Annotated in this window: 12 protein-coding genes; 9 read left to right on the forward strand and 3 right to left on the reverse strand. The window is 66.0% G+C overall.

All coding sequences use genetic code 11. The features are described from left to right. The first annotated feature begins 137 nt into the window (after nt 1-137). Both AX284_RS05950 and AX284_RS05955 read left to right on the forward strand, forming a co-directional pair. Entirely contained in the window at nt 138-590 is a 453-nt protein-coding gene (locus tag AX284_RS05950; protein ID WP_017639929.1) for a MarR family winged helix-turn-helix transcriptional regulator, read from the forward strand. A 50-nt stretch (nt 591-640) separates the two neighbouring features. Beyond that, nucleotides 641-904, forward strand: a complete 264-nt coding sequence (locus AX284_RS05955; protein WP_017639928.1) for a hypothetical protein — start codon at nt 641-643, stop codon at nt 902-904. Here AX284_RS05955 and AX284_RS05960 read toward each other — a convergent pair. Then, entirely contained in the window at nt 901-2,091 is a 1,191-nt protein-coding gene (locus AX284_RS05960) for an MFS transporter (RefSeq protein WP_064308780.1), read from the reverse strand. The genes AX284_RS05955 and AX284_RS05960 overlap by 4 nt on opposite strands. Nucleotides 2,092-2,250: 159 nt before the next feature. Between AX284_RS05960 and AX284_RS05965 the strand changes: the two genes are divergently transcribed. After that, a complete protein-coding gene (locus AX284_RS05965) occupies nt 2,251-3,921 on the forward strand; it encodes a methyl-accepting chemotaxis protein (RefSeq protein ID WP_064308779.1) in 1,671 nt (556 codons plus the stop codon). A gap of 63 nt (nt 3,922-3,984) precedes the next feature. Here AX284_RS05965 and AX284_RS05970 read toward each other — a convergent pair whose 3' ends face one another. Beyond that, on the reverse strand, nt 3,985-5,016 hold the full coding sequence (locus tag AX284_RS05970; RefSeq protein WP_068384066.1) for a GGDEF domain-containing protein: 1,032 nt from the start codon (nt 5,014-5,016) through the stop codon (nt 3,985-3,987). A gap of 174 nt (nt 5,017-5,190) precedes the next feature. Next, nucleotides 5,191-5,964 carry an IclR family transcriptional regulator gene (locus tag AX284_RS05975; RefSeq protein ID WP_064308778.1) on the reverse strand — a complete coding sequence of 258 codons (774 nt, stop codon included), beginning with the start codon at nt 5,962-5,964 and terminating at the stop codon, nt 5,191-5,193. A 122-nt stretch (nt 5,965-6,086) separates the two neighbouring features. Here AX284_RS05975 and hmgA point away from each other — a divergent pair, with 122 nt between their 5' ends. The 6 genes from hmgA to AX284_RS06005 all read left to right on the forward strand — a co-directional run bounded on the left by hmgA (nt 6,087) and on the right by AX284_RS06005 (nt 13,087). Further along, entirely contained in the window at nt 6,087-7,385 is a 1,299-nt protein-coding gene (hmgA, locus tag AX284_RS05980) for a homogentisate 1,2-dioxygenase (protein WP_068384068.1), read from the forward strand. Further along, on the forward strand, nt 7,382-8,680 hold the full coding sequence (gene fahA, locus AX284_RS05985; protein ID WP_068384070.1) for a fumarylacetoacetase: 1,299 nt from the start codon (nt 7,382-7,384) through the stop codon (nt 8,678-8,680). The genes hmgA and fahA overlap by 4 nt, the downstream gene beginning before the upstream one ends. A gap of 143 nt (nt 8,681-8,823) precedes the next feature. Further along, complete coding sequence (gene maiA / locus AX284_RS05990) at nt 8,824-9,462, forward strand: maleylacetoacetate isomerase (RefSeq protein ID WP_068384072.1); 639 nt, start codon at nt 8,824-8,826, stop codon at nt 9,460-9,462. Nucleotides 9,463-9,598: 136 nt separating this feature from the next. Further along, nucleotides 9,599-10,678, forward strand: coding sequence for a 4-hydroxyphenylpyruvate dioxygenase (gene hppD / locus AX284_RS05995; RefSeq protein WP_017639920.1), 1,080 nt, complete (start codon nt 9,599-9,601; stop codon nt 10,676-10,678). A 94-nt stretch (nt 10,679-10,772) separates the two neighbouring features. Further along, on the forward strand, nt 10,773-11,867 hold the full coding sequence (locus AX284_RS06000; protein WP_068384074.1) for a CdaR family transcriptional regulator: 1,095 nt from the start codon (nt 10,773-10,775) through the stop codon (nt 11,865-11,867). 83 nt (nt 11,868-11,950) lie between these two features. Continuing rightward, a complete protein-coding gene (locus AX284_RS06005; protein ID WP_068384076.1) occupies nt 11,951-13,087 on the forward strand; it encodes a glycerate kinase in 1,137 nt (378 codons plus the stop codon). Nucleotides 13,088-13,106: the final 19 nt, after the last annotated feature.

Genomic DNA, 13,106 nt, shown 5'->3' on the forward strand with positions numbered 1-13,106 from the left:
GGCATCCTGTGGCATCGGAATCCAGTGCCAGTTACCGGATGTTTCCGGCAACCGACCCCTTATCATCTGGGCTATTGACCTGGATTGGGATCGATCGCACCTTCCACTCTTTCACGCTTTTTGTAATGGCAAATCCCATGACAGCCAAAGATCCACTGCTCCTCGATCAGCAATTGTGCTTCTCCCTGTATTCGGCTTCGCTGGCGATGACGCAGCTCTACAAGCCCCTGCTGGAGAGCATGGGCCTGACCTTTCCACAATATCTGATCATGCTGGTGCTCTGGGAGCACGACGGCCTCACCCTCAAGGAGCTGTCCAACCGTCTGCGACAGGATTCCGGCGCCCTGACCCCGGTGGTCAAGCGTCTCGAAGCGGGCGGACTGGTCACGCGCCGCCGCAGCGCGGAAGACGAGCGCAATCTGTCGATCGAACTGACGCCTGCAGGTCGCACGCTGCGGGAGCAGGCCAATGGCGTAAACGGCCGGGTTCGGGAAGTGTGCGCGCTGGGCGACGCCGGATTGGATGACTTGCGCGAGACGCTGGTGATGCTGCGCAATCGACTGGACGAGGAAGGCAATCCGACTTCCTGAACCAACCGGGGACACACGGTTCCCATGGCTACAGCCGCCGGGGAATTCGCATGACCTTCACCTACCAGCCCGATCAAGATTACCTGCTCGTGGACCTCACCAGCGGTCGCACTGCGGGCAAGTTGCTGCAGGGCGAGCTGCACATCGCCAAGAGCTGCCAGGAAGAGGATCCCCGGACCTATGCGCAGCTGCTCGACGAAACGCTGCGCAGCACCCTGGGCGACGAGGTCGGCCAACGCGAGGGGGATATCCTTACCCTGCGTCGTACCGGTATCAAACTGCGCCTGGTCCCTCTGGAAATCGCCTGTGACTAGGCGGCGCCACGGCCAAGGAGCGTTCTGAACAACCAGGCGACCAGCGCCACGTTGATCAGCGCCAGCAGGCAGAGCAATCCCAGCACTGCCTGCGGACCCTGGTGCTCCAGCACATAACCGCAAAGCAGGGGCGTGGCCGCCTGGCCCAAGAGCGCCGGGCGCGCCATGCGTCCCAGGACCGTGGCGTATTCGGCTGGACTCCAGAGCGCCAGGGGCAGGGCGCCACGAATGATCGCCCTGAGGCCATTGCCCGCGCCAAAGATCACCAGACCCACCACCGTCACCCAGACGAGGCTCGGCCCCAGGGTCACCAGCAGCAGACCGACTGCCGTGCAGATCACCGAGGCGAGGGCCGTCCACAGGGGGTGGCCATTGCGATTGAGCAGGTCGATGATCCGCGAGGCCACCTGGCTCGGCCCCAGGCAGGCGCTCAGGGCCACCGCGCTCGCCAGGCTGTAGCCAAGGCCCTGCAGCAGGGTGATCAGCTGGATGGAAATGGCCGTCATCAGCACGGCGCCCAGGGTGAAGAGCGCCGTGAGCACGGTATAGAGCAGACGGTTTACTGCTACCTCCGGCGCCACCTGACTTGGCCGTGGTGCCTGGGCGGCGAGGGCTGGCGCGGGCAGGGCGCGCCGGTACAGCGGCCAGATCGTCAGCAAGAGAACGGCCGCATAGGCCAGGCAGGCACCGCGCCAGCCGAGGTGACTGACCATGAAGGCCGCGATGGGCCAGGTGATGGCGGTACAGAAGCCGGATACCAGGGTGATGCCGCTGATCGCCGAGCGAGCCTGGGCGCCGTAGCAGGTACCCAGGGTGGCGAACAGTGCATCGTAGAGACCGGCGGCCATGCCGATGCCCATCACCACCCAGGCCAGCAGGAACACCGGCAGATGTTGGGCGCAGGCCATCAGCGTCAGGCCGGCGGCAACGCCCAGTCCGCTCAGCGACAGCAGCGTGCGGCCACCCTGGCGGGCGATCAGGCGTCCGCAAGCGGGTGCCAGCAACCCGGACACCAGGACCCCGAGCGAGAGCCCCCCATAGACCCATTGGCGAGACCAGCCGGTCTCCTGAACCACCGGATCGGCGAGCACGGCCAGAATGAAGAAGGAACCACCCCAGACGAGGATCTGAGCGACGCCGAGCAGCAGGATGTGGGACGTGGAGGCCTTGGCGGAAACGACGGACATGGCGGACTGCACCGACCGGAAAGGAGGAGGCGGACCTTAGCGGCGACCCTTCTTCACCGCAATCGTCTGATTTGTTTTTTGGCGCCAGTATTTTGCAATCAATCCGACATCTCCCTTGCCTAGACTGCTGACTCGAACGTCTTTTTGCAGTGACCTTCCATGCGCCGTATCCTCGCTCCATTTCGTCGTCTGTCGCGTCGTTCCTGGCTGAGAGCCTTAAAGACCGGTCCGCGGATGCTGTGTTCCTTTACCTTCGCCGCCGTCCTGCTCGCCGGGCTGGGCAGCTTTTCGCTATGGGAAATGCAGCAGTTGCGTCGTCAGGCCCTGAGCATGGAACAGGACTGGTTGCCGAGCATCGCCATCGCCGATTCCCTGGCGATCAACCTCGGCAAGTTGCGCAACCAGGCCTCGGTGGTCCTGCTCAACGCCGAAGACCCGGGCGCCGTGGCCATGAGCCGAGTGACCCTGGAGCAGCTGGTCAACGAGACCGACCAACTGTTCCGCGACTATGAGCCGGTCATTACCGATGCGACCGAGCGGGATTCGGTCAAGGCCCTGCACGAGGCCTACCTGCCTTTCGTGGAAGGACTGCGCGAGGAGGTGCGTTTGATCGAGCAGCAGCAGCTTCCGGCCGCGCGGATGCAGCTGGATACCGTGGTTGGCCTCAAGGGCGACCTGATGGACATGCAGGTGCAGCTCCTGCGCGAATTGAACAAGCAAGGCGCCGCCCAGGCCAAGGAGGTGGCCAATGCCCAGTTCCTTCAGGCCCGCGCCATCGTCTGGTCGGTCATTGGCGGCGCCATTCTCCTCTTGCTGCTGCTGGCCTGGCGGCTGACCCGGAGCGTGGTGCAGCCGCTGCGGCAGGCACTGGACATCTCCGCCGGCATCGCCGCGGGTGACCTGCGGCAGCAGATCCAGCCACAAGGACGCGACGAGGCGGCCATGTTGCTGCTGGCACTGGAGCGCATGCAAGGCAATCTGCGCGAGGTGCTGGCCCATACCGGCAATGCCTCCGAGCAGTTGGCCTCGGCCTCGACCCAGATGAGCGCGGTAATGGATGAGAGCAGCCGAAACCTGGAGCAGCAGACGACCGATATCCAGCACGCGGCGGATGCGGTCAATCTGCTCAATCAGGCGGTGCAGTCGGTGTGCGAGCACGCCACATCCACCTCCGCCGAATCGCGTCGCTGCGTCGATCAGGCCAAGCAGGGGCAGGCGCAGGTGCAGCAGACGCTGGTCGCGATCACTCAATTGGTGGGTAACGTGGATGAAGCCGCTACCCAGGCCGATCACCTGGCCGAGCAGTCCAAGGGCATCAGCAAGATGCTCGACGTCATCCGCAACGTGGCGGAGCAGACCAACCTGCTGGCGCTCAATGCCGCCATCGAGGCCGCCCGTGCGGGTGATGCCGGGCGGGGCTTCGCCGTGGTGGCCGACGAGGTGCGTGGCCTGGCGCGGCGTACCGGCGAGTCCACCCGGGAGATCGAGGGCCTGATCGACGGTGTGCAGCAGGTCAGCGAGAAGACCGTGGTCGCCCTCGACCAGAGCCGGATCCAGGCCAGCCACACCCGCGAGCAGGCGCAGGCGACCTGGCAGGTGCTGGAGGGCATCACCCAGGCCATCACCGCCATTGGCCAGCGCAACGACGCCATCGCCGCGGCCACCGAAGAGCAGACCGCCACCACCGCGGCGGTCGATCGCAATCTGACGCTGATCCGCGACGCGGCGACCCAGACGTCCGCCGGCGCTCAGCAGACCAGCGCCAGCAGCCAGCAACTTTCCGCCCTGGCTGCCGATCTGCACACTGCCTTGCAGCGCTTCGTGGTCTAGGTTCTGTACGAAACGTCGCCGAGCGCAGGCACTTCTCGTACTAAGCCTAGGGCGAGCCCGAATTCAGGCCGCCAGCATCACCCGGTCGCGGCCTTCCTGCTTGCCACGGTAGAGCGCCTGGTCGGCGCGCTCCAGGGCGCTGGCGAAGGCTTCGCAGTCGCGGATCTCGCACACGGCCAGGGTCGCCGTGACGCGCGCGGGACCGCGCTCCAGGGACTGGGTCACCTCGCTCAGTCGCTGGCGGATCCGCTCCGCCACGCCCCAGGCCACCTCGCTCTGGGCCTTGGGCAGCAGTACCAGGAATTCCTCGCCACCCCAGCGCGCGGCCAGATCCGACTGGCGAACCTCACAGCGGATGACGTCGGCGATGCGTTGCAGCACCAGGTCGCCACAGTCGTGGCCGAAGCGATCGTTGATGTGCTTGAAGTGATCGACGTCGAAGAGGATGAGGCTGCCACTCACGCCGCTGCGCTTCTCGGCCTGGTCGAGAATGCGCCGCCGGTTGTAGAGATTGGTGAGGCTGTCGTGGCTGGCGGAATGCAGCAGGTCCAATTGCATCTTGGTGCTGTGATGAAAGGAGGCACCGGTGCCGTAGAGCAGCAACAACAGGGCACTGATGATGTTGAGGGTGCCGAACAGCTTCATCGTCAGCGGGGCGAGGGTCGCCGGTGTGTGCAGCAGATAGCCACCCGCCAGGGTCACCAGAATGCCGATGACCAGCAGCAGATGCCGCAGAGGGGCGGTGCGGTAGTTGTAGATGACGATGGGCAGGATGCACAGCACGTAGTAATGAAAATTACTGTCCCAGCCGAGTTGCCAGGTGGCGATCCAGGCGTGGGCGACGATCTCGCAGCTCATCGTCAGGCTGGCGATGCGATAGCGACGCTGGCGCAGGGCGATCAGGCAGCCCACATAGGCCGCTACGCTGATCACGTTGGTCCAGGCCATCAGCATCTGGTCGAGCAGGACGAAAATGACCAGTAACGCTACATGAATCACCATGGCCGCCTGGACCACGGGCTTGGCGACTTGCCAGAATTTGTCCAGGGAGTCGTTGAGAGCCTGGTTGCGATCGCGGTAGGAAAGAGCACTCATGAAGGGGTCACCATAAAGCAGTGCGCCAATAATAAACGCGCTAACAGTAAGCTTAATGGCAAACGGCCATTCTGGGTCATCCTTTAGCCGAATGGAGTATAGAAAGGATCAGGCGGAGCGTCGCGCCCGCTGGCGGCGCTTAACGCAGGGTCCGGTTGGTTGAGATTGTCTGTCTTATCCGCCCAGACGCCTGCTGATGGCCTGGGCAGCGGCGTGGAGGCGGAGCGCGGCAGGACCTTCCACCTCGGCCTTGAAGCCTGGTGCGGCCCCTACCACGGTCAGCACCCCAGCCAGCCGGCGACCGGTACCCAGCAAGGGCGCGGAGAGCGCATTGACGCCGGCCATCAGCAGGCCGTGTACCGGTTGGATTAGGATTTCCCGCAGCTGGCGTGCGGTTTCTTCCAGCGTTGCTGCAGCGGGCGCATCCGGTTGGCGCAGCTCCTCTTCACGCAACGCCGCGGTCTCGGCATCTGGCAGGAAGGTGTTGAACACCAGGCCGGTGGAGGAGCCCAGCAACGGCAGCACCGAGCCAACCTGGGTCACCAGGGTGACGGCGCGCACCGCCTGCTCCACCAGCACCACGGTCGGCCCCTTGTTACCCCAGACCGCCAGAAAGCAGGTTTCGCCCACCTCATCGCGCAGCTCGGCCAGTACCGGGGCCGCCAGCTTCACCACATCCAGGCGACCCAAGGCCGCCAGACCGACGAAAAGCGCCGCCTGGCCAAGGCCGTAATGGTTGGTGCGCGGATCCTGTTCGGCGAAACCGCTGGCGATCAGGGCCTGCAGATAGCGGTGCACCTTGCTGGCGGGCATGTCCAGGTGGCTGGCCAAGCGTGACAAGGAGGTAGCGGGTGCCAGCTCGGCGAGGGCCTTGAGGATGTCGGTACCGACCTCGGCTGCCTGCACCTTCTGCCGCCGTGGGGGAACTTCTTCTGGGATGTTCGTCATCTGCTCGATCGCATGGGGAAAGGCAGCGTTATAGCTTGACGCTCCCTTGGGTTCAATTTACTTTTTGCGTAAACCTATTACGCATAATGGGTGCTCAGGTGAACAGACAAGAACAAGCAGCCATGCCCGTGACCTATCAGTCCGGCTTCGGCAATCACTTCAGTACCGAAGCGCTGCCGGGCGCGTTGCCGATCGGGCAGAATTCGCCGCAAAGGGCGCCCTTCGGGCTCTATGCCGAGCAACTGTCCGGGACGGCCTTCACCGTGCCGCGCCACGAGGCGCGGCGCTCCTGGCTGTATCGACTCAGGCCATCGGCCGCTCACGGCCGTTTTCAGCGCAGCGTCGTCCAGTTGACCGGCGCCGAGCTGGGTGGCCCAACGCCCAATCGCCTGCGCTGGAATCCCTTGCCGCTCCCGGAAGCCCCCACCGATTTCCTCGCCGGGCTGGAGCGGATCGTCGCTACTGCCGAGGGCGACCAGGCCGAGGGCGTCAGCCTCTATCGCTATGCCGCCAACGCCAGCATGACCGGGGTGTTCTACGACGCCGATGGCGAATTGCTGATCGTGCCCGAGTGGGGCCGTCTCGATCTGCTCACCGAGCTGGGGTTGCTGCGTATCGAGCCCTTGGAGATGGCGGTGATCCCGCGCGGAATGAAATTCCGGGTGGAGCTGGTGGAGGGCGAAGCGGTCCGCGGTTATGTCTGCGAGAACCACGGTCGCTCCCTGCGCCTGCCGGAGTTGGGTCCCATCGGCAGCAACGGCTTGGCCAATCCGCGGGACTTCCAGGCGCCCGTGGCCCGCTTCGAGGAGGTCACGGCGCCGACCCGGTTGGTGCAGAAATTTCTCGGCGAGCTATGGGAAACCGAGTTGGATCACTCGCCTTTGGACGTGGTCGCCTGGCATGGCAACCACGTGCCCTACAAATACGACCTGCGCCGCTTCAATACCCTGGGCACGGTCAGTTTCGATCATCCGGATCCGTCCATCTTTACCGTACTGACCGCGCCCGGCGCCATCGAGGGCATGGCCAACATCGATTTCGTGATCTTTCCGCCACGCTGGATGGTGGCGGAAAACACCTTCCGCCCGCCCTGGTTCCACCGCAACCTGATGAACGAATTCATGGGGCTGATCCAGGGCGCCTACGACGCCAAGGCCGATGGCTTCGCGCCGGGTGGCGCCTCCCTGCATGGCTGCATGAGCGCCCATGGGCCGGACCACGTCTCCACCCAGAACGCCATCGCCGCCGACCTGCAGCCGCACAAGATCGAGAACACCATGGCCTTCATGTTCGAGACCGGTCGCGTCCTGCGGCCGACCCGTCACGCGCTGGCGTCGCCGCTGCTGCAGCCTGACTACGACGCCTGCTGGGCAGGCCTCGCCAAGACCTTTGTCGCGCCCAACGCGGGAGAACCGGCATGACCCACGAACTACACAGCTGGGTGGCCTCGGCCAACGGCCATCTGGATTTTTCCCTGCACAACCTGCCCCTGGGCGTATTCAGTCGTGGCGAGGAGACGCCCCGCGGGGGCGTGGCCGTGGGTGATTTCATCCTCGATCTCGGTTTCGCCCTCGAAGCCGGCCTGTTCCAGGGCGAGGCCCAGCGCGCCGCCGAGCTGGCCGGCCAGACGACACTGAATGCCTTCTTCGTCGCCGGTACGCAAGCGCGGGTCGCCCTACGCCAGGCCGTGCAGGCGCTGCTGCGCGCCGATCATCCGCAACGCGAGCACCTGCAGGAATTAGGCGAACACCTGCTGGTGCCCCAGGGTGCCTGCCGGATGTACCTGCCCGCGCGGGTCGGCGACTACACCGATTTCTATGTGGGTATTCACCACGCCACTCAGATCGGCCGACTGTTCCGCCCGGACAATCCGCTGCTGCCCAACTACAAGCACGTGCCCATCGCCTATCACGGTCGCGCCTCGACGCTCGGGGTTTCCGGCGAGGCCTTCAAACGGCCCAAGGGCCAGACGCTGCCACCCGGGCAGGACGTACCGGTCTTCGGACCCTGCCGCCGGCTGGACTACGAGCTGGAGCTGGGCATCTGGATCGGGCCGGGCAATGCCCAGGGCGAGCCCATCGCCATTGGCGACGCGGCAGCGCATATCGCTGGCTTCTGCCTGCTCAACGACTGGTCGGCGCGGGATATCCAGGCCTGGGAATACCAGCCGCTGGGGCCCTTTCTGTCGAAGAGCTTCGCCAGCACCCTGTCGCCCTGGGTGGTCACGGCGGAAGCCCTGGCACCCTATCGCCGGGCGCAACCGGCGCGGCCCGAGGGCGATCCCCAGCCGTTGCCCTATCTGTTCGACGAGCACGACCAAGCCGAGGGCGCCCTGGATATCGAGCTGGAGGTGCTGCTGCGTACGCCGCGCATGGAGGCGCAGGGGCTGCCCGCCCAGCGAGTCGCCCTGAGCAACACCCTGAACATGTACTGGACGGTGGCGCAGATGGTGACCCATCACACGGTCAACGGCTGCGCCCTCAAGCCGGGCGACTTCTTTGGATCGGGCACCCTGTCCGGTCCGGATGCCGACAGCTGCGGCAGCCTGCTGGAACTCACCCAGGGCGGCAAGCAGCCGCTACAGCTGCCCGGTGGTGAGACCCGTACCTTTCTGGAGGACGGCGACGAGGTCATCTTCAGGGCCCGCTGCGAGGCGCCTGGATTGCCCGGCATCGGCTTCGGCGAGTGCCGCGGACGGGTGCTGCCGGCAGGCTAGGGAAGGGCGGGCTTCGACGCGGTCAGCAGGATGGCTCCCGACCTGAGCGCCGTTGACAAGCCCGCCGGACACGCGCAGATTCCTTTCAACGTAACTGACTTACGCATAATAAGAAGCCGACCGGCGACCGCAGGACAGCCCTGATGGACCTCTATACCTACTACCGCTCGACTTCGTCCTACCGGGTGCGTCTTGCCCTGGCGCTGAAGGGGCTGGACTGGCGCGCCGTACCGGTCAATCTGCTGGACGGCGAGCAGCACCAGCCGGCCTACCGGGCGCTCAACCCCCAGGGCCGGGTGCCCAGCCTGCGCCTCGACAGCGGTGAGGTACTGAGCCAGTCACCCGCCATCCTCGAATACCTGGAAGAACGCTATCCGGCGGTGCCGCTGTTGCCAGCCGAGCCACTGCTGCGTGCTCGTCATCGCGGCATCGCCGCGCTGATCGGCTGCGATATCCATCCGTTGCACAATGCCGCGGTGCTCAACCGCCTGCGCGGTCTGGGCCTGGACGAGCCGGCCATCCTAGACTGGATTTCGCACTGGATAGGTGAAGGTCTGGCCGCGGTGGAGGCGCAGGTCGGTGATAGCGGATTCTGTTTCGGCGAACGGGGGCTGGCGGACGTCTATCTGCTGCCTCAGCTCTATGCCGCGCGGCGTTTCCAGGTGGACCTGTCGGTCTACCCGCGCCTGCTGCGCGTGGAGAGCCTGGCCGCAGCTGACCCCGCCTTTCAACAAGCCCACCCCGTGCTGCAAGCGGATAGCCCGGAGCGGGTGACCTCGTGAAGTTCCTCGGTTGCCAGCTCCTGCTCGGTGACTTCCTGGCCCGCAGCGTACGCGGAATCTCCTGCGCGCCACCCTTGACGACACGCTGACCCGCGTCATCGACAACGTCCGCACGTCACCCGTCAAGGAGCCAATCATGGCCGATCTGTTTGAAAATCCCATGGGCCTCATGGGTTTCGAGTTCATCGAATTCGCCTCGCCCACTCCCAATGTCATCGAGCCCGTGCTGGAGAGTCTCGGCTTCAGCCACGTCGCCAACCACCGATCCAAGGATGTGGTGCTGTTCCGCCAGGGCGACATCAATGCCATCGTCAATCGCGAGAAGACCGGCCATGCGGCCTATTTCGCCGTGGAGCACGGCCCGTCCGTGTGCGGCATGGCCTTTCGCTGCCGCGACTCCCACCACGCCTATGCCAAGGCGTTGGAACTGGGCGCCCAGGCGGTGGACATGCCCACCGGGCCGATGGAATTGCGCCTGCCGGCGATCAAGGGTATCGGCGGCGCGCCTCTGTACCTCATCGATCGCTTCGAGGAGGGCAGCTCCATCTACGACATCGACTTCGTCTTTCTGGAGGGGGTGGAGCGCAAGCCCTTCGGCGCCGGGCTCAAGGTGATCGACCACCTGACCCATAACGTCTATCGCGGACGCATGGCCTACTGGGCCGACTTCTACGAGCGACTGTTCAACTTCCGCGAGTTGCGCTACTTCGACATCAAGGGCGAATACACCGGCCTCACCTCCAAGGCCATGACCGCGCCGGATGGTCTGGTGCGTATCCCGCTCAACGAGGAATCCTCCCGCGGCGCCGGGCAGATCGAGGAATTCCTCATGCAGTTCAACGGTGAGGGCATCCAGCACGTGGCCTTTCTCACCGATGACCTGATCGCCACCTGGGATCGCCTCAAGGCCTATGGCACCCGCTTCATGACCGCGCCCCCGGAGACCTACTACGAGATGCTCGAAGGTCGCTTGCCGAATCATGGCGAGCCGGTGGACGCGCTGAAATCCCGCGGCATCCTGCTCGATGGCAGTGCCGAGGGTGGCGAGCGCCGGCTATTGCTGCAGATCTTCTCCCAGACCCTGCTGGGTCCGGTGTTCTTCGAATTCATCCAGCGCAAGGGCGACACCGGTTTCGGCGAGGGCAACTTCAAGGCGCTGTTCGAATCCATCGAGCGCGACCAGGTACGCCGCGGCGTGCTGAGCACCTCGGAGTAACGGCGCCCGGTCGTCTGGCGGCTTGCTCGGCGGCAGGCGACGCCTCTAAGGTGACGGCGCGTCGCGAAGGCGCGCCCAAACTACAGAGGTGGCCATGGAACTGAGCCAGACCCTGGCGCAGGAAATCGTCGAACGCGCCATGCGGATCCTGCCCGGCAACGTCAATGTCATGGATGCGTCCGGGCTGATCATCGGCTCGGGTGATCCGGCGCGATTGTTCACCCGCCATGCCGGGGCGCGCCAGGTCATCGCCGAAGGCCGCGCGCTGGCGCTGGATGCCACTGCCGCCGCCCGGCTGGCGGGTGCCCAGCCCGGTATCAACCTGCCGCTGTATCGCCAGGGCGAGCTGGTCGGCGTTCTCGGCGTGACCGGGGCTGACGCCGAGCAGCTGCGGCTGCCCGCCGAACTCCTGCGCCTGACCGCGGAAATGCTGATCGAACAGGCCACTGGGCAGGCGCCTGCGACTACCTGCATGACCGTACCCTTGCTGCGTCAGTTGCTCGCACCTGGTGCGGCGCCCGAATTGGGTCGCCACGCCAATCTGCTCGGCCTGCAGCCGGCGCTGCCACGAGACGTGCTACTGCTGGAGTTCACCGCGCCAGCACCGGGTTTTGGCGACTGGGCGCAGCAGCGGGTAACCCACAGTTGGTGCCTGCCACGGGAGGAGGGGCAATGGCTCTGGTATCGACCCGGAGCGAAGGCGCCAGAGGCGCTGCTGGAGGAACTGCCGGGGCAGGGCTGGTCACTGGGGCGCAGCGCCTGGATCCCTGCGCCGCGACCCTGGACCGGCCTGGCCGAGACGACCCAGCGGGCCGTGGATCTGCTGGCGGTGGCCAGGCGGCTGCGACCTGACCTTGTGCGGGTGGCCCTGGACGACCTGGCCTTGCCCACCTGGCTACAGGGGCAGGCTGAGTGCTTGCCCGCTACCTGGCTGCTGGAGCCGCTGCAGCGCTTGCGCCAAGCCGACCGGGATGGCCAGTTGCTGGCGACCCTGCGCAACTGGTTCGCCCAGGACGCCAGCCCTCAGGCCTGTGCCGAGGCGCTGGGGCTGCATCGCAACGGCCTGCGCCATCGACTCGACCGGATCCAGAGGCTGACCGGGCGGGATCCGCGGCGCTTCACCGAGGCTGCCGAACTCTATTGCGCCCTGCTGATGCTGGATCAGCACTGGGCAAATTCACGATCTTGACCTGTCGATGGTGGGCAATTGTCCTATTGTTGTGCTGAGCGATCCGCGGAACACTCGGCACATAACAACGGAGAATCGGCCCCATGAAGATCGTCATCGCCCCTGATTCCTTCAAGGAAAGCCTGTCCGCCGCCGGGGTCGCCCGTGCCCTGGCCCGCGGCCTGCGCCACGCGCTACCGGAGGCCGAACTCATCGAATGCCCGCTGGGCGATGGCGGTGAGGGCACCCTGGATGCCGTGCTGGCCGCGACCGGTGGCGAGGTGCGCCAGACGCAGGTGACCGGTCCCCTCGGCGAGCCCGTGACCGCCCGCTGGGGTTGGCTGGCCGAGCAGCGCACCGCCTTCGTCGAGATGGCCAGCGCCAGCGGTCTGGAACTGGTGCCCAAGGCGCGTCGCGATGTGCGGGTGGCCACCTCGCGGGGGACCGGCGAGCTCCTGCACGCCGCACTGGACGCCGGCGCCGAGCGCCTGGTGCTGGCCATCGGCGGCAGCGCCACCAATGACGGCGGGGCAGGCCTGCTCCAGGCCCTGGGGGTACGGCTGCTGGATCAGCGGGGCCAGGCGCTGGCGCCGGGCGGTGCGGCCCTGGCCAACCTGGCTCGCCTCGACGTGAGCCAGCTGCATCCACGCCTGGCCGAGGTGGAGGTGGTCATCGCCGCCGACGTCGACAATCCCCTCTGCGGTCCCCAGGGCGCCAGCCACATCTTCGGACCGCAAAAGGGTGCCTCGCCTGAACAGGTGCTGGAGCTCGATGGCGCACTGGCGCATTTCGCCACGGTCACCGCCGCGACCCTGGGCCGCGATGTCCGCGCGCAGCCCGGTGCCGGCGCTGCCGGAGGGGTGGGTTTCGCGGCGCTGGCCTTTCTCCGGGCGACCTTCCAACCCGGCATCGAGGTGGTGGCGGAATTGGTGGGTCTGGAGCACGCGCTGATGGGCGCCGACCTGGCGCTGACCGGGGAAGGGCGGCTGGACGGCCAGACCCTGAGAGGCAAGACCCCAGCGGGCGTGCTGCGCCTGGCCAGGCGTCACGGCGTGCCGGTGGTGGCGGTGGCCGGCTCCCTGGGCGAGGGGTACGACGCCCTCTATGACCAGGGCCTCGCCGCCGCCTTCAGCCTGGTGCCGGGACCGCTCAGCCTGGAAGAAGCCCTGGCCCAGGCCGAGGTGCTGCTGGAACGCACCGCGCGCGACATTGGCCGGCTCTGGCGGACGGCGAAAGGCTGAAGCCAGAGCCTTCGTTCAT

The organism is Pseudomonas sp. HUK17 (assembly GCF_001566765.1).

Bases quoted from the DNA above. Each gene is read 5' to 3' on its own strand.
- maiA (WP_068384072.1), top strand. From the start codon at position 8,824: ATGGACCTCTATACCTACTACCGCTCGACTTCGTCCTACCGGGTGCGT.
- fahA (WP_068384070.1), top strand. From the start codon at position 7,382: ATGACCCACGAACTACACAGCTGGGTGGCCTCGGCCAACGGCCATCTG.
- hmgA (WP_068384068.1), top strand. From the start codon at position 6,087: ATGCCCGTGACCTATCAGTCCGGCTTCGGCAATCACTTCAGTACCGAA.
- AX284_RS06005 (WP_068384076.1), top strand. From the start codon at position 11,951: ATGAAGATCGTCATCGCCCCTGATTCCTTCAAGGAAAGCCTGTCCGCC.
- hppD (WP_017639920.1), top strand. From the start codon at position 9,599: ATGGCCGATCTGTTTGAAAATCCCATGGGCCTCATGGGTTTCGAGTTC.
- AX284_RS05970 (WP_068384066.1), bottom strand. From the start codon at position 5,016: ATGAGTGCTCTTTCCTACCGCGATCGCAACCAGGCTCTCAACGACTCC.
- AX284_RS05965 (WP_064308779.1), top strand. From the start codon at position 2,251: ATGCGCCGTATCCTCGCTCCATTTCGTCGTCTGTCGCGTCGTTCCTGG.
- AX284_RS05960 (WP_064308780.1), bottom strand. From the start codon at position 2,091: ATGTCCGTCGTTTCCGCCAAGGCCTCCACGTCCCACATCCTGCTGCTC.
- AX284_RS05950 (WP_017639929.1), top strand. From the start codon at position 138: ATGACAGCCAAAGATCCACTGCTCCTCGATCAGCAATTGTGCTTCTCC.
- AX284_RS05975 (WP_064308778.1), bottom strand. From the start codon at position 5,964: ATGACGAACATCCCAGAAGAAGTTCCCCCACGGCGGCAGAAGGTGCAG.
- AX284_RS06000 (WP_068384074.1), top strand. From the start codon at position 10,773: ATGGAACTGAGCCAGACCCTGGCGCAGGAAATCGTCGAACGCGCCATG.
- AX284_RS05955 (WP_017639928.1), top strand. From the start codon at position 641: ATGACCTTCACCTACCAGCCCGATCAAGATTACCTGCTCGTGGACCTC.